The following is a 14247-nucleotide window of genomic DNA, read 5'->3' as shown; positions in this document are numbered from 1 at the left end:
ACGCCGCGAGGCAGCGAAACATCCACATTCGCCCCCCTCTCGTGGGCGACGGCCGGAGGCCGGCAGCCCCGGCCTCACTCCCTCAGGCGCAGCAGCCGCGCCCGTTCCTCCTCCGGCGTGAACCCCGCCGTCAGCGGCGGCTCGCCACGCGCACGGTCCCAGGCCAGCACGTCGGCGGCGGTCACCTCCAGCGGCGTCGCGGGCAGGCCTGCCGCCCGCGCGCGGGCCGGGCTGCGCTGCTGGCTCGCCCAGTCGTCCCGCACCAGCGGGAAGAACAGCGGCAGATCGTCGTCCGGCACCCGTACGAGCTCGATGCGGCTGCCGGCCACCCGCGCACAGGTCTCGATCAGCCCGCCGAGCGTGACCGGTTCGGCAGGTCCCACCGCGTGGAAGGCGCCCGGACGGTCGTCGACGAGCAGCCGCACGACGAGGCGGGCCAGATCCCGCGAGTCGATGATCTGCACCGGCTGTCCGGGGTCGGCGGGCAGCGCCACGCGTCCGCCACGGGCGGCCCGGCGCACCCAGTACGTGAACGTGTCCGACGGGTCGTACGGCCCGGCCACCTTCCCGGCCCGCACGATCGTCGCCCGCGCGCCGTACCGCGCCAGCACATCGTCCTCACAGGCCACCTTGCAGGGCCCGTAGGTGGCCTCGGTCAGCTCCTCGGTGTCGCGTACGGGCGGCCGCCGTGGGGTGTCCTCGTCGGAACCCGGCCCCACCCCCGCCCGCTGGTACACCGCATGGCTGGAGAGGAACAGATACCGGCCGACCCGGTCGCCCAGTGCGTCCATCGCCTGCCCGACATGCCGCGGGACATAGCCGCTGACATCCACGACCGCGTCCCAACTGCCCGCGCCCAGCGCCGCGTAGTCACCGGTGTCCCGGTCACCGATCAGCCGGGTCAGCTCCGGAAACAGCTCCGCCCCGGTCCGCCCCCGGCCGAACAGGGTGACCTCGGCCCCGGTGCGTAAGGCGTCCTCCACGATGGCGCGGCCGACGAATGACGTACCGCCAAGAACAAGAATGCGCATGGCCGTTGACGCTATCGGCGGTGCCCGCGGGACAGCACCGGGTTTTCGGCTGTCAGGCGGCGAACTCCCCGCGCTGGACGGCCGAGACGAAGGACGACCAGCCGCCCGCCGGGAAGACGAGCGCCGGGCCGTCGGGGTTCTTGCTGTCCCGGACGGGGACGACGCCTTGGACCTGGGTGAGGGCGGGGGAGAACTCGATGCACTGGCCGCCATCACCATCGCTGTAGGACGACTTGCGCCAGGCGAGGTCGGGGGAGAATTCGATGCACTGGCCGCCGTCGCCACCGCTGTAAGACGACTTGACCCAAGTGAAGGTGCGGGAGAACTCGACACATTCCCCGCCGTTGGCGTCGCTGTAGGACGACTTGACCCACTCAGCCCCGGCGAGATCCAAGTCGGCACTCATGCGCGGTACTCCTTCAGCAGAGTCTTGATCAGGGTGACTGACCGGTCCGGGGACAACGCGTGCGCCCTGAGCAGATCATAGTCGTCCAAGGCTGCGTCGACCGTTTGTGCGGAGTCGTGCATCCTGCCACCTACCCGCGTCTCGGTGTAGAGCACCGTGGGGGCGTCCGTGAAACGCAACACAATGAACGGCTTTGTGGATGCCGCCGGAGCGCCTGCCGAAAAGGGCATGATCTGAAGCTTGACGTTCGGTGCCGCTGCCACTGTCAGCAGGTACTCAAGCTGCCCCGCCATGACCTCCCGGCCTCCCACGACAGTTCGCAGGGACGCCTCGTCAAGGATGGTCCACAGGAATGGTGGAGTCTCCAGGTCGAACACGTCACGGCGCCGCAAACGGGCGGCGACCTTGGCTTCGATTGCCTCCTCGTTTTCGCGTGAGAAGTACCCCTGGAAGATCGCCCGCGCATAGTCGTCTGTCTGGAGGAGACCCAGCACAACACTTGCCGAGTAGGCCAGTATCCGCGAAGCCTTCCGCTCCAAGTTGAGATACGGCACGAACCAACTCGGGTGATCCCCCTCGTCGATCCGTCGCAGCAGGCCGGCGAACAGCTCGCCCGTTCCGAACACGGTGTCGCAGCCCTTGGCGAACTTCTCGCTGGGTCTGGGCAGCATCGTGCCGGATTCGACTTTGCTGACGTACCCCTCGGAGTAGCCCGTGGCCTTGCCCAGGTGCTTCTGGGTGAGCTTGCGGGCCAGACGTACCTGTCTGACGTCACGGCCGAAACGCTGTAGCGGATTCAAGTGCTCGGGTGGGGTCGTTTCGTCCAACGCCATGACCTCTTGGGATGTGAGCGCGCGCCCAGGGCGCAGCAGGTCGCAGGCTTGAGTCCTACTGCCTCAAGCACCCCGATTCTATTGCCCGTTGCGTTGTTCCGGTGACGATTTGACTACACCTGGTGTCCATGAGTAGGGGAGTTGAGGAAATGACCGAACCCATCGCGCGGCTGCTGCCGTGGACGAGCCTGGACGGCAAGCCGTGCTTTCTGGTGAGCGACGGGACCGGGTACGTGGCCCGCGTCGCCGACGCCGTCGAGGAGGAACAGCTCGCCTCGGCCGTCGACCTCATCGACGAAGCGCGGCGCGTCTTCGCGGGGCGCGGGTGGACGTCCGGGGAGCTTCAGCTGCTGGCCGTCGAGCTGACCGATGCGCTGGTGGAGGTGCACCGGGTCGCGAAGAGTCGGGGTACGCGTCTGCTCTTCCGCGACGATCAGTCGAGCCAGCGGGATGCGAGTCCGGCGAGGTAGGAGAGCGACAGGGCGGTGGTGGTGAGCTGCAGCGCGAGGGTCCCGCCGGCCCAGTGCGTGAGGGCGGTCATGGCGGCGGCCACCCAGATGCTCGTACACCAGCTGCAACTGACCAGATAGGAGGGTTTGGAGTCGTCGCCGAAGCGGTCGGCGATCCAGGAGCGGAAACCCCCGGCGAGGGTGTCCTTCGTGAGGAATCTGATGAGGCGGCACGTGGCGCCGAGGGAAAGCAGAAACTCTAAAAGGCTCATGGGGAGTCCGTCCTCTCGCCGTGAGTTTCCCGAAAAGGAGCCTGACCCGAAAAGGAATTGGGGTCGCCTCGCGCCTCGGCACCTGCCCTGCTTCGAAGGCCGGGGCCGGCCGTTTTCCCGACCCGCTGGCGGAAGAGACGGCGGCCCCGGCCGACCGGCCCGCTGCGCTCCGGCCGAAGGCGTCCGCTGTGGCCGTGCGCTGGGCCGGAGAATTCCGTTCGTGCCGAGGGGAATTCGGCTACTGATTGATGATGACGATGGTGCCGAGGCCGCCCGCCCGCTGATTGGCGGCTTCTGCCTCTTGCCAGGTGTAGAACTGGCGGGCGGTGCCGTCGGGCAGATTCAGCTGGTAGACGGTGAGGCTCGGACGGGCACCTCCGCCGCAATTGCAACCCATGTCGCACTCCTTTGCCTATCCTTGTGGCCCTACAGCCGTCCCCCGTAGTTGCGATACGGGGGACGGCTGTGTTGCCGGGCCGCTCAGCAGCCCTGGGCCGGTTGCACTGGTTCAGGTGAGCGACGGCACGCTGTGTGGCTGTGCCGCGTGTGCGTCGGGGATCAGGTGAGGCAGAGGGACAGGGTGCTGGAGGAGACCTGCGTCCCGCTGGTCGCGGTGTAGGAGGCGAACCCCAGCTGGAAGAGGCTGAGGGTGGCCGTGCAGCTGGCGTTGCCGCTCGCGTCGGCCACGGCGGTGCACACCACGGGGCCGCCGGCCCCGTCGAGGTGGAACGTGACCGTCGAACCCGGCGTCGCGCCACTCGCGCTGAACGTGGCTTGGGCGGACAGCGGCGGGAAGTTCAGCCGGTAGCAGGCCGGGTGCGCCGTGAGCCCCCCTGTCCCTACGCCCCCGACGGTCACGGTCGTGGTCGCGGAGGACCCGGTGCAGGGGCAGGTGGTGGGGGCGAAGAGGACGGTGGCCGTAACGGCGTTGGCGCCGGCGGGCAGCGCGCTGGTGGTCGTGCTGGCCGTGCCGGTGAGACCGGTGACGCCGACGCCCAGGGGACCACTGGTGCTGGTGAAGAGGACCACCGCGCCCACGACCGGGGCGCCGTTGCACGTGACGGTGGCAGTGAGGGTCACCGGCTGGCCGACGACCGGGCTGGCGGGCGACGAGGTCAGGGTGACCACGCAGCCCGGCGCCGGGGTGACGTTCACGGTGGTGGTCGCGGCGACGCCGACACAGGTGCAGGTGGTGGTGGCAGCAGCGACGGTGGCCGTGACGACGTTGGCTCCGGCGGGCAGGGCGGTGGTGGTCAGGGTGGCCGTGCCGCCGGCACCGGTGACGCCGACGCCCAGGGGACCGCTGGTGGTGGTGAACAGGACCACCGCCCCCACGACCGGGACGCCGCCGCAGGTGACGGTGGCGGTGAGGGTCACGGGCTGGCCGGCGACCGGGGTGGCGGGCGACGAGGTCAGGGTGACCACGCAGCTCGGCGGCGGGGCGACGGTCACGGTCGTGGTCCCGGCGAGGCCGACACAGGTGCAAGTGGTGTTGGCGGCGACGACGGTGCCCGTGACGACGGTGCTGCCGGTGGGCAGCGCGGGGGTGGTCAGGGTGGCCGTGCCGCCGGCACCTGTGACACCGACTCCCAGGGTTCCGCTGGTGGTGCTGAAGACGACCGTCGCGCCCGGGACGGCGACGCCGCCGCAGGTGACGGTGGCGGTGAGGGTCACGGGCTGGCCGGCGACCGGGGTCGCGGGCGACGAGGTCAGGGTGACCACACAGTTCGGCGCGGCGACGGTCAGCTCCGCTGAAACGGCCCCACTGGTGGGACCGGCGGCGACCACCGCCCCCGAGGTGGTCGCCGTGAAGGTGGCGGACGCACTACCGGTGCCGTCAGCGGTCACTGTGACCGGTACTGCCGCGTCATAGGTGAAGGTGATCGCCTCTCCCGCTACGGCACCGGTGGCGGTGGCCGTGAAGGTCCCGCCCGGTGCAACGGTCGACGGGGTGAGGGTGAGGGAAAGTGCCATGTTGGACAGCCCCTTTCGAAGGCTCCACGAGGGAGGTGGGGCTGCTGCACGCCAGAGGGAAGGCAACTCCCCCCGCGCTCTCCTGCCGGGGGTGCCCTGAAGAACAGGACGGCATCGCCGCATGACGGCAGTCGTCCCTGGTCCCCCGACAGGGGATGGGCACCCCACCGTCGGTAGCACCGATTGAAGTGACCGGCCCGACGACGCACCACAGTTGGCGCGCCATTTAGCCCGATCGGCGCAGCGCACTTCGGCGGCGGGTACCAGCCCCCGGACGCAACGGCGCGGGCCCGCCCGGAAATTGGCGCCATGCGTCCGCGGCCCAGCGGCCGAATTCCCCCGGCTCGGGCGCGCGGGGTCCCTAAGATCACCTGGTGCCCGCTGACATATCGCTGTTCACCCTGACCCTGCTCGCGCTGGCCGCGCTCGCGGCGGGCTGGATCGATGCCGTCGTGGGCGGTGGTGGACTGCTGCTGCTCCCGGCGCTGCTGGTCGGCCTCCCGCACACCCCGGCCGCCTGCGTGCTCGCCACCAACAAATCCACCGCCATCGTCGGCACCACCGCGGCCGCGGTCACCTACGTCCGCAAGGCCCCGATCGATGTCCGCACGGCGCTGCGGATCGGCCTGGCCGCGATGGCCGGTTCGCTGGGCGGGGCGTTCTTCGCGGCGGGCATCAACAGCGCGGTGCTGCGCCCGCTGATCATGGCCGTGCTGCTGGCGGTGCTCGTCTTCGTCCTGCTCCGCCCGGCCTTCGGCACCGCGCCCGCGCCCTCGGGCCCGGTCTCCGCCCGGCGCATGCTGGCGGCCGTCCTCGTCGCGGGCCTGGGCATCGGCTTCTACGACGGCCTGATCGGGCCCGGGACCGGGGCGTTCTTGATCCTCGCGCTCGCCGCGCTGCTGCACATGGACCTGGTCACCGCCTCGGCCACCGCCAAGGTCGTCAACGTCTGCACCAACATCGGCGCGCTGACGATGTTCTCGCTCCAGGGCACCGTGCTGTGGCAACTCGGCGCAGTGCTCGCGCTGTTCAACCTCACCGGCGGGATGGTGGGCGCCCGGATGGCGCTCAAGCGGGGTGTGGGTTTCGTCCGCGGGGTGCTGGTGGTCGTGGTCGTCGCCCTGCTGTGCAAGCTGGTCTACGACCAGTGGCTGGCGGGCTGACCGGGCACCGGCCGGTCCCGCCGCGGGCCGCCCCGCTCAGAACCGGCAGCGGTAGAGCCGCGCCATGTCCCGCACCGCGGGGACCTTGGCCAGGGCCCGCAGCCCCAGGCGGTAGCGGGCCGGCACTTTCGCGATCCCCGGGAGCTCCAGCATGCTGAGGCTCTCGACGATCGTCAGCTGCGGGCTCAGCCGCGCGAGGCCCGCGGCGTCCGTGCCCCAGTACAGCCGCGCGCCGGCCGCCACGACGACGTGGTTGATCCGCTGGCTGCGGATCGCGAACCGGCTGAAGGCGTCGAAGGCCAGCTCACCGCGCGGTGCGTGCGCCATCAGCCGGCGCAGCAGCGCACTGCCCTCCTCCTCGGTCAGATACATCAACAGGCCCTCGGCCACGACCATCGTCGGCCGGTCCGACGGAATGCGCGCCGTCCACGCCGGGTCGGTCACCGACGAGGCGATGGCCGTGTATCCCGCGCGCTCCGGATACAGCTCCCGCCGCAGCGCGATGACCTCGGGGTAGTCGATGTCGTACCACCGCACCCCCGGGCCCGGGTCGAGCCGGTGGACGCGGCTGTCGAGGCCGCAGCCCAGGTGGACCACCGTCGCCTCCTCGTGCCGGGCGAGGAAGCGCGCCGTCCAGACGTCCAACTGCCGGGCGCGCAGGGCGATTCCGGCGGCGTCGCCGGGGCCTATCCGCATCTTCGTGAAGTCGTAGTCGAGTCGCCGCACGGTGTCGGCGGCCGTCGGGTCCCCCAGGATCGGGTCCTTCGCGCGGCTGTCGACCGCGCGGCCGTAGAGCGTGGCGAGGAGGGTTTCCTTCTCGCCGGTCAGCTGCACTTTCGCACGCGGACTGGTCATGCTCACGAGAGTACATAACATTCAGAAAAACGTGAAGACTGAGAAGTCCCGGGTGCGGGAACCCGTGTCCGCTACTTCGGGGCCGCCCCCACCGGTGCCGCCCTCCGGTGGTCCCGGTCCGGTACCTCCGTGACGGCCGTCAGCAGCACCGCCGCGTCGTCGAGGGCCAGCAGGCCGTTCCGCTCGCGCGGGCTCATGGCGACCTGACCGGCCGTCAGTTCCTGGCCGCCGCCGGACCCGGTCACCCGGACCCGCCCGTGAAGTACCTGAAGGCTGGCGGCCGGAGGGGTGTTGTGCTCGTCGAGCGTGGTGCCGGCGATCATCGCGATCACGCTCTGCCGCAGCGGGCCGTCGTGCAGGAAGAGATGGCCGCTGCGCCCGTGGGCGGAGGCCCTGGCGTCGTCGAGCTGCTGACGGGCGAGTGCGCTGAGGTCGTCCATGATGCGGGCCTTTCGCGTGCGGACCGGCGAGCCGGGCTCCCCTTCCATCGTTGCCGGTGCACGGGGCCGCGCAACCGGGGAGTTATCCGGGCGGACCGGACCTTTGTGGCGGGGGCGGGGCCTGCGTCCGGGTGCATACCCGAGCCGAGCGGGCCAAGTCACTTACGGGATGATCATCTCGGTCCGTACGATGCATTGCGGTCCAGCGCCATCGGACAGGCGTGCTTGTCCGATGCGGCCCCACCGTCCCGTCCCCCCACCGCGAAGGATGCGCAACGTGGCCGACCCGAGTGCCCTGAACGACGTGCCCGACCCCACCGGGCGGCAGGCCCGGTTCCTGACCGTCATGACCACCATCGACAGCGAAGCCAAGGCCGGGCAACTGGCCCGCGGCGCCATCGAGGGCAGGCTCGCCGCCTGCGCACAGATCAGCGCCCCGGTGACCTCGGTGTTCCGCTGGGACAACGCGGTCGAGACCGGCCAGGAGTGGCAGGTGCTCTTCAAGACGGCCGAGGCGCGCTACGACGCGCTGGAGGCCTATCTCCTCGACGCACACGACTACGACACCCCCGAGATCATCGCCACCCCCGTCACCCGCGGTGGCGCCGGCTATCTGTCCTGGGTCACCAAGGAGACGAGCTGACGTGCAGCGAGACCACACGGGGAACCACGAGATGACGCGAGCCGAGCAGCGGCGGCGCAACCGCCGGTGGCGCAGGGGCGCGACGGCCGCACTCGGCCTCGCGGTGTGCCTGGCCGCCGCGCCCTTCGGCCACGCGGTCGACGGCGCCCGGTCCGAGGCGCCGCGGGCCAAGAGCCCCGGCACGGGCGCCGGCTGGACCAGCCGGGACGCCGCCGCCTACTGGACGGCCGAGCGGATGGCGGCCGCGGCGCCCGCCGGACCCGATGCCCAGGGCTCCGCCCTGACGGCCCGGTCGGCCCCGGCCGCCGGCGGACGCGCCGCCACCGCACGGCACTTCGACGGCATCCCGTCCGTCGGCGTGCTGTTCTCCGTCGACGGGGACGCCCGCGCGCACCACTGCACCGCCAGCGTGGTGCACAGCCCGCACGGCAATCTGATCCTCACCGCCGGGCACTGCAACCCGGGCAGCCGCGCGGCTTTTGTCCCGCAGTATCGTTCCGGCGCGACCAGCCAGCCGTACGGCGTGTGGGCCATAGACGACACCTTCGCCTACCCCGGCCGCGGGACCACCGGCGACGGGGCGGACCTCGACTTCGCCTTCGCCACCGTCGCGTCCGACGACGACGGCCGCCGCATCGAGGACGTCACCGGCGGCAACACCCTGACCCCGACGCCCGGTTACGGCAACGACGTCACCGTCATCGGCTACCCGAACGTCCGCAACGACCCCGAGGACCGGGCGGTGCGCTGCGCCACCCGCACCGCCCGGCTGACCGGAACCCGCGAACTGCGCATGTCGTGCGGCGGGTTCTACGGCGGCACCTCCGGCAGCCCCTGGCTGGCCGACTACGACGAGCAGAGCCACACCGGCCGGGTCATCGGCCTGATCGGCGGGCTCAACGGCGGTGGTCCCAAGGGCCCGGACAACGACCGGACCAGCTACAGCCCGTACTTCGGGACGAAGATCCTCAGCCTCTACGCCCGAGCGACCCAGGGGTGAGCGAGGAGGGGGACGGAGGCTCTACCGCAGAGCCTCCGTCACCCCCTTCTCGTGCGGCCCGAGGAAGTGTGGATCGGGCCGCAACAAGGCCTCCGCCGACGCCTTCCCGGCCGCGAAGATCTCCCGGACGCCGCCGTACGCCCAGGTCACATCGTGCTTCGCGGCGACGGCGACACCGTAGGAATCGACCCCGGCCGCCCCGCACAGCGCCAGCGCCCGCCGGATGTGGAAACCCTGGCTGACCAGCACCGCCCGGTCCACACCGAAGATCCGGTGGGCACGGCTGCAGGAGTCCCAGGTGTCGAAGCCCGCATAGTCACTGACGATCCGGCGGGCCGGGACGCCGTGCCGCAGCAGATAGCCGCGCATCGCGTCCGGCTCGTCGTAGTCGCGCCGGCTGTTGTCGCCGGTGACCAGCACCGCGCGGACCGTGCCCCGGTGGTACAGCTCGGCGGCCGCGTCCAGCCGGTGCGCGAGATACGGCGACGGTTCGCCCTGCCACAGGCCCGCGCCGAAGACGAGCGCGACGGGTGCGGCGGGTGCGTCCGCCACGCTGTGCACCCGGGGCCCCGTGGTCGCGTTCATCCAGGTCGCCGGCGCCAGCGCCAGCACGGTCAGCGCCACCACGGCCTGGAACGCCCGGCGTTGGCCCCGCCGGGTCCGCGGCAGCCGCAGCCGCCGCACCCCCTGTCGTATCCGGCGTACCGGCTCCGGTACTCGCATCTGCGCCCCGTCCCTGCTTGCGTCGTTGCTCGCGTCTGTATTCGCGTGTGTTGTTCGCTTGTGTGTGCGTGATCGGCCTTGCAGGGTGCGACGCCGGGCGCGCGGCGGTGGTTGCACCGGTGGCCTGGCATCGTGGTCGGGGGAGCCCGTGTCCCGGAGAGGAAGCCACCACCATGACCACCGAGCCCGAGCGGCTGCCGTTCTTCGTCTACGGAACGCTGCGCCCCGGCGAGGCCAACTACGCCCGGACCCTGCGCGGCCGGACCGCGGCCGAGGAACCGGCCCGGATCCGCGGCGCCCTGCTCTACGACGGCCCCGGATTCCCGTACGCGACGGCCGGGCCCGCCGAGGCGGAGGTGCACGGCGCCCTGGTCCTGCCCCGCGCGGGCGACTACGAGGAGGTGTGCGCGGCTCTGGACCGGCTGGAGGGCTATGTCCCGGGCGACCCGGCCAACCTCTACGAGCGGGTGCGCACCGAAGCGGTCCGCGCCGACGGCCGCCCCGTCCGCGCCTGGGTCTACCTGGCCGCCGCCCCGCTCGCCGCCCGGCTGCGCGCCACCGGCACCCCCCTCGCCGGCGGCGACTGGCGGGGCGGGAAGCCGGCGGATCAGCACCGCCACCCGCCCGGCCCGGGGTGCCGCCACGGCCACCGGCCGCACCCCGGCTAACCTGGACGACTCCCCGGCCGAAGGCCGACGACTCCCGGCCAATGGCCCCTTCCCGTACCGCAGAACAGGTTGACCCGCGTGCCTTCCTCCCCGTCCGCTCCCTCTCCCGCGCCGCTGCCCAAGGCGGAGCTGCATCTGCACATCGAGGGCACTCTGGAGCCCGGGCTGGCCTTCGCGCTCGCCCGGCGCAACGGCATCGAGCTGCCCTACGCCGACGAGGACGCGCTGCGCCGCGCCTACTCCTTCGCCGACCTGCAGTCCTTCCTGAACCTCTACTACGCGCTGATGGCCGTGCTGCGCACCGAGGACGACTTCGCCGACCTCGCGCACGCCTACCTGGCCCGCGCCCAGGAGCAGGGCGTACGCCACGCCGAGATCTTCTTCGACCCGCAGGCGCACACCGCCCGCGGCGTCCCGATCGGCACCGTCATCGACGGCCTGGCCCGCGCGCTGGACGCCGCCGAGGAGACCTACGGCATCAGCACCCGCCTGATCATGTGCTTCCTGCGCGACGAGAGCGCCGAGTCGGCCCTGGCGACCTTCGAGGCGGCCCGCCCGCACCTGCACCGGATCACCGCCGTCGGCCTGGACTCGGCCGAGGTCGGGCACCCGCCGTCGAAGTTCCGGGAGGTCTTCGCGCGGGCGCGGGAGGCCGGGCTCAAGTGCGTGGCGCACGCGGGGGAGGAGGGGCCGCCGGCCTACGTGTGGGAGGCCCTGGACGTCCTCGGCGTGGACCGGATCGACCACGGGGTGCGCTCCATGGAGGATCCGCGGCTGGTGGCCCGCCTGGTGGCGGACCAGGTGCCGCTGACCGTCTGCCCGCTGTCCAACGTCCGGCTGCGGGTCATCGACGACCTCGCCGACCACCCGCTGCCCGCGATGCTGGACGCCGGACTGCTGGTGACCGTCAACTCCGACGACCCCTCCTACTTCGGCGGCTACGTGGACGACAACTTCCGCGCCGTACGCGACGCCCTCGGCCTCGACCAGGAGACCCTGCGCACCCTCGCCCGCAACTCCTTCCGCGCCTCCTTCCTCGACGAGGCGGCCCGTGACCGCCATCTGCGGGACGTGGACGCGCACCAGGCGTAGCGCGCACCGAAGGAGAGGCGCACCGGGCGCTCAGGCCCGGTGCGCCTCCTGGCGGACGGGCGGCAGAAGGCCCTGGCGGACGGGCGGCAGGAGCCCCTGGCGGACGGGCGGCAGGGCGCGCGACGGCCCGGCCGTCCGCCCCGCCCGGCGGGCCGCGGTGACAGCCCTGCCCGGCGGGCCCGGCCCGTGACAGCGCGACGGAACACGAACGTCGCGGCCGGGAAACGAGGCCGCAACGCCCCGCTGCCACGCTCCCTGTATGACGGCGCCGATACCGCACTCCGCCTCCCGTCCCGCCCCCGCCACCACCGGCCCGGAGCCGGCCGTCCCGGACGACCGCCCCGAGGGGCGGCCCGCGCGGCAGCCCTCGTGCGGCTGGGCCGCGCCCCTCGGCACGGGGGAGCTCGCCGCCGAGATCACCGTGCAGCTCAGCCGGCGGCTCAGCAGGGTGCGGCTGCACGGCTTCCGCCCGCAGCCGCCCGCCCCCACGCTCGTCGCCGTCGCCCACGGCAGCCGTGACCCGCGCGCCCTGCCCGTCGTCCGTGCGCTGCTCGACCGGGTCCGGGCGCTCCGTCCCGGCCTGCCCGTACGGCTCGGACACGTCGAGCTGAACCGGCCGCTGCTCGGCGACACCCTGGCCGAGCTGCGCGGCGAGGCCGTCCTCGTCCCGCTGCTCTTCGGCCGCGGCTACCACGTCACCCACGACCTGCCCGCCGCGCTGGCCGCCGCACCCCATCTGACCGGCCGGATCGCCACCCCCCTCGGGCCGCACACCCTCCTTGCCGAGGCGCTCCACGGCCGCCTCCTGGAGGCCGGCTTCCCCCCGGACCCCGGGCCGCGCACCGCCGTGGTCCTGGCCGCCGCCGGCTCCCGGTCCCCGCAGTCCGCCCAGGACACCGCGCGCATCGCACGGCTGCTCTCGGCCCGGCTCGGCGGCCTCCCCGTCCAGCCCGCCTTCGCCCACTCCGCGCCGGCCGGGGATGCCGCCTCGGACGGCGCCGCTCCCACCGTCGCCGACGCGGTCCGCACGCTCACCGCCCGCGGTGTCGACCAGCTCGCCGTGGCCGCCTGCTTCACCGCCCCCGGCCGCTTCGCCACCCGGTGCGCCGACGCCGCCCCCGGCATCGCCGCCGCACCCCTGGGAGACCACCCCGCACTGGCCCGTCTCGTGCTGCACCGCTACGACCAGGCGCTGCTCGCACGCACCGGATCCGACTCCGAGCGCACCCGGGCGGCTACCGTCGCTGTATGACGGGCACACGACCGACCATCCCCGGCTACACCACGGCCGACATCGAGCGCTGGGTCACCGAGCCCGACAAACGGCCGGGGCGCACCGCCTTCCAGCGCGACCGCGCCCGGGTGCTGCACTCCGCCGCGCTGCGCCGGCTGGCCGGCAAGACCCAGGTCGTCACCCCCGGCGGACACACCCACGCCTGGGACGCCACCCCGCGCACCCGGCTGACCCACTCCCTGGAGTGCGCCCAGGTCGGCCGGGAACTCGGCGCCGCCCTCGGCTGCGACCCGGACCTGGTCGAGACCGCCTGTCTGGCGCACGACCTCGGACACCCGCCCTTCGGCCACAACGGCGAGCAGATCCTCAACGAAGTCGCCGCGCCCTGCGGCGGCTTCGAGGGCAACGCCCAGTCGCTGCGGCTGCTGGCCCGTCTGGAGCCCAAGCGGTTCGTGCCCGCCGCGGACGGCACGGCGGTCAGCGTCGGGCTGAACCTCAGCCGCGCCGCCCTGGACGCGGCCACCAAGTACCCGTGGCCGCGCGGCGCCCACCCCGGTGACCCCGCGTCACGGAAGTTCGGGGTCTACGCGGACGACGTGCCGGTCTTCGAGTGGTTCCGGCAGGGCGCCCCCGACGGCGTACAGAGCTTCGAGGCGCAGGTCATGGACTGGTCCGACGACGTCGCGTACTCCGTGCACGACGTCGAGGACGGGCTGCACGCCGGGCATCTGGACCCCAACCTCCTGCTCGCGGACGCCGAGCGGGCCGAGATCTTCGCGGTCGCCGCCGCGCGCTATGCGCCCGGCGCCGGCCCCGAGGAGCTGGCCGCGGCGCTGGACCGCCTGCTGGACCAGGAGTGGTGGCCGCACGGCTACGACGGCTCCGCCCTCGCGCAGGCCCGTCTCAAGGACGCCACCAGCCAGTTGATCGGCCGCTTCTGCCTCGCGGCCGAGGCCGCCACCCGGGCCCAGTGGGGGAGCGGGCGGCTCACCCGCTACGGCGCCGAGCTGGTGGTTCCGGACGAAACCCGGCTGGAATGCGCCGTTTTGAAAGCGGTCGCCGACCGGTACGTCATGCAGCGCCCCGACCAGGAGGTGCTCCGCGCCGACCAGCGCGTCGTCCTCGCCGAACTGGCCGAGGCGCTGCTCGCCCGCGCCCCCGACGGCCTTGATCCACAGTTCCGTTCACTGTTCGACGCGGCCCCGGACGACACCGCGCGGATGCGTGCCGTCATCGACCAGATCGCGGCCCTGACCGACACGTCGGCCCGCTCCCTGCACGCCCGTCTCACCGGACCGCCTGGTGACCGAAGGGGCAACGGGGGGTGACCCTGGAGGGAGCCCCTCTTCCCCCCTCACGCTCCGTGCGGGACGCTCGAACCCGGCCGTTGGCGCACGGACCACCCTGACAACGGCGCACAGCGACCCAGGCCACGGCACACGGGAGAGCCCGATCGGCGGCGAA

Annotated in this window: 17 protein-coding genes; 8 read left to right on the top strand and 9 right to left on the bottom strand. The window is 72.6% G+C overall.

What is annotated here, in order from left to right; translation table 11 throughout:
- Positions 1-74: 74 nt before the first annotated feature.
- Genes EST54_RS20400 through EST54_RS20390 form a run of 3 tightly spaced genes read right to left on the bottom strand, consistent with a single transcriptional unit; the run spans position 75 to position 2270 of the window.
- On the bottom strand, positions 75-1031 hold the full coding sequence (locus tag EST54_RS20400; protein ID WP_129249076.1) for an NAD-dependent epimerase/dehydratase family protein: 957 nt from the start codon (positions 1029-1031) through the stop codon (positions 75-77).
- 52 nt (positions 1032-1083) lie between these two features.
- A complete protein-coding gene (locus EST54_RS20395; RefSeq protein ID WP_129249075.1) occupies positions 1084-1437 on the bottom strand; it encodes a DUF397 domain-containing protein in 354 nt (117 codons plus the stop codon).
- Entirely contained in the window at positions 1434-2270 is an 837-nt protein-coding gene (locus tag EST54_RS20390) for a helix-turn-helix domain-containing protein (protein WP_129249074.1), read from the bottom strand. Before EST54_RS20390 ends, EST54_RS20395 begins: the two co-directional genes overlap by 4 nt.
- 149 nt (positions 2271-2419) lie before the next feature.
- Between EST54_RS20390 and EST54_RS20385 the strand changes: the two genes are divergently transcribed.
- The gene (locus tag EST54_RS20385) at positions 2420-2740 is read left to right on the top strand and encodes a hypothetical protein (RefSeq protein WP_129249073.1); all 321 of its coding nucleotides are present in this window, start codon (positions 2420-2422) and stop codon (positions 2738-2740) included.
- On the opposite strand, the gene EST54_RS20380 is transcribed toward EST54_RS20385, so the two are convergent.
- From EST54_RS20380 to EST54_RS20375, 3 genes are all read right to left on the bottom strand, one after another.
- Positions 2704-2991, bottom strand: a complete 288-nt coding sequence (locus tag EST54_RS20380) for a hypothetical protein (RefSeq protein WP_129249072.1) — start codon at positions 2989-2991, stop codon at positions 2704-2706. The two genes, EST54_RS20385 and EST54_RS20380, sit on opposite strands and share 37 nt — an antisense overlap.
- A 238-nt stretch (positions 2992-3229) precedes the next feature.
- Positions 3230-3388, bottom strand: coding sequence for a DUF7196 family protein (locus EST54_RS34740; protein ID WP_167511578.1), 159 nt, complete (start codon positions 3386-3388; stop codon positions 3230-3232).
- A gap of 161 nt (positions 3389-3549) precedes the next feature.
- On the bottom strand, positions 3550-4965 hold the full coding sequence (locus EST54_RS20375; protein ID WP_129249071.1) for an Ig-like domain repeat protein: 1416 nt from the start codon (positions 4963-4965) through the stop codon (positions 3550-3552).
- Positions 4966-5339: 374 nt separating this feature from the next.
- On the opposite strand from EST54_RS20375, the gene EST54_RS20370 reads away from it, so the two are divergent.
- Positions 5340-6128 (top strand): sulfite exporter TauE/SafE family protein, encoded by a 789-nt coding sequence (locus EST54_RS20370; RefSeq protein WP_129249070.1) that lies wholly within the window; start codon positions 5340-5342, stop codon positions 6126-6128.
- 36 nt (positions 6129-6164) lie between these two features.
- On the opposite strand, the gene EST54_RS20365 is transcribed toward EST54_RS20370, so the two are convergent.
- Together EST54_RS20365 and EST54_RS20360 are read right to left on the bottom strand one after the other, a co-directional pair.
- Positions 6165-6983 carry a class I SAM-dependent methyltransferase gene (locus EST54_RS20365; protein ID WP_129249069.1) on the bottom strand — a complete coding sequence of 273 codons (819 nt, stop codon included), beginning with the start codon at positions 6981-6983 and terminating at the stop codon, positions 6165-6167.
- 71 nt (positions 6984-7054) lie between these two features.
- Entirely contained in the window at positions 7055-7423 is a 369-nt protein-coding gene (locus EST54_RS20360; protein WP_129249068.1) for a cupin domain-containing protein, read from the bottom strand.
- A 277-nt stretch (positions 7424-7700) separates the two neighbouring features.
- Between EST54_RS20360 and cutA the strand changes: the two genes are divergently transcribed.
- Together cutA and EST54_RS20350 are read left to right on the top strand one after the other, a co-directional pair.
- Positions 7701-8066: a divalent-cation tolerance protein CutA gene (gene cutA / locus EST54_RS20355; protein WP_174857478.1), complete on the top strand. Its 366-nt coding sequence runs from the start codon at positions 7701-7703 to the stop codon at positions 8064-8066.
- A 1-nt stretch (position 8067) separates the two neighbouring features.
- Positions 8068-9066, top strand: coding sequence for a trypsin-like serine peptidase (locus EST54_RS20350; protein ID WP_244942571.1), 999 nt, complete (start codon positions 8068-8070; stop codon positions 9064-9066).
- Between the two features lie 21 nt (positions 9067-9087).
- Here EST54_RS20350 and EST54_RS20345 read toward each other — a convergent pair whose 3' ends face one another.
- On the bottom strand, positions 9088-9789 hold the full coding sequence (locus EST54_RS20345) for a SanA/YdcF family protein (RefSeq protein WP_129249067.1): 702 nt from the start codon (positions 9787-9789) through the stop codon (positions 9088-9090).
- Positions 9790-9962: 173 nt separating this feature from the next.
- Here EST54_RS20345 and EST54_RS20340 point away from each other — a divergent pair, with 173 nt between their 5' ends.
- The 4 genes from EST54_RS20340 (at position 9963) to EST54_RS20325 (ending at position 14111) form a co-directional block, all read left to right on the top strand.
- On the top strand, positions 9963-10457 hold the full coding sequence (locus tag EST54_RS20340) for a gamma-glutamylcyclotransferase family protein (RefSeq protein WP_129249066.1): 495 nt from the start codon (positions 9963-9965) through the stop codon (positions 10455-10457).
- Positions 10458-10535: 78 nt separating this feature from the next.
- Complete coding sequence (locus EST54_RS20335; RefSeq protein WP_129249065.1) at positions 10536-11549, top strand: adenosine deaminase; 1014 nt, start codon at positions 10536-10538, stop codon at positions 11547-11549.
- 259 nt (positions 11550-11808) lie between these two features.
- On the top strand, positions 11809-12801 hold the full coding sequence (locus EST54_RS20330; protein ID WP_129249064.1) for a sirohydrochlorin chelatase: 993 nt from the start codon (positions 11809-11811) through the stop codon (positions 12799-12801).
- The gene (locus tag EST54_RS20325; RefSeq protein WP_129249063.1) at positions 12798-14111 is read left to right on the top strand and encodes a deoxyguanosinetriphosphate triphosphohydrolase; all 1314 of its coding nucleotides are present in this window, start codon (positions 12798-12800) and stop codon (positions 14109-14111) included. The genes EST54_RS20330 and EST54_RS20325 overlap by 4 nt, the downstream gene beginning before the upstream one ends.
- The last annotated feature ends 136 nt before the right edge of the window (positions 14112-14247 follow it).

Origin of the sequence: Streptomyces sioyaensis (genome assembly GCF_004122735.1) — a bacterium.
Taxonomy (GTDB): Bacteria; Actinomycetota; Actinomycetes; order Streptomycetales; family Streptomycetaceae; genus Streptomyces; species Streptomyces sioyaensis.
The sequence above is the reverse complement of the archived record's forward strand: the minus strand, read 5'-3'. Positions and strand labels throughout refer to the sequence as shown.

Coding starts and splice junctions, on each gene's coding strand:
- EST54_RS20400 (WP_129249076.1), bottom strand. CDS start 1,031: ATGCGCATTCTTGTTCTTGGCGGTACGTCATTCGTCGGCCGCGCCATC.
- EST54_RS20395 (WP_129249075.1), bottom strand. CDS start 1,437: ATGAGTGCCGACTTGGATCTCGCCGGGGCTGAGTGGGTCAAGTCGTCC.
- EST54_RS20390 (WP_129249074.1), bottom strand. CDS start 2,270: ATGGCGTTGGACGAAACGACCCCACCCGAGCACTTGAATCCGCTACAG.
- EST54_RS20385 (WP_129249073.1), top strand. CDS start 2,420: ATGACCGAACCCATCGCGCGGCTGCTGCCGTGGACGAGCCTGGACGGC.
- EST54_RS20380 (WP_129249072.1), bottom strand. CDS start 2,991: ATGAGCCTTTTAGAGTTTCTGCTTTCCCTCGGCGCCACGTGCCGCCTC.
- EST54_RS34740 (WP_167511578.1), bottom strand. CDS start 3,388: ATGGGTTGCAATTGCGGCGGAGGTGCCCGTCCGAGCCTCACCGTCTAC.
- EST54_RS20375 (WP_129249071.1), bottom strand. CDS start 4,965: ATGGCACTTTCCCTCACCCTCACCCCGTCGACCGTTGCACCGGGCGGG.
- EST54_RS20365 (WP_129249069.1), bottom strand. CDS start 6,983: ATGACCAGTCCGCGTGCGAAAGTGCAGCTGACCGGCGAGAAGGAAACC.
- EST54_RS20360 (WP_129249068.1), bottom strand. CDS start 7,423: ATGGACGACCTCAGCGCACTCGCCCGTCAGCAGCTCGACGACGCCAGG.
- EST54_RS20345 (WP_129249067.1), bottom strand. CDS start 9,789: ATGCGAGTACCGGAGCCGGTACGCCGGATACGACAGGGGGTGCGGCGG.
- EST54_RS20340 (WP_129249066.1), top strand. CDS start 9,963: ATGACCACCGAGCCCGAGCGGCTGCCGTTCTTCGTCTACGGAACGCTG.
- EST54_RS20330 (WP_129249064.1), top strand. CDS start 11,809: ATGACGGCGCCGATACCGCACTCCGCCTCCCGTCCCGCCCCCGCCACC.
- EST54_RS20325 (WP_129249063.1), top strand. CDS start 12,798: ATGACGGGCACACGACCGACCATCCCCGGCTACACCACGGCCGACATC.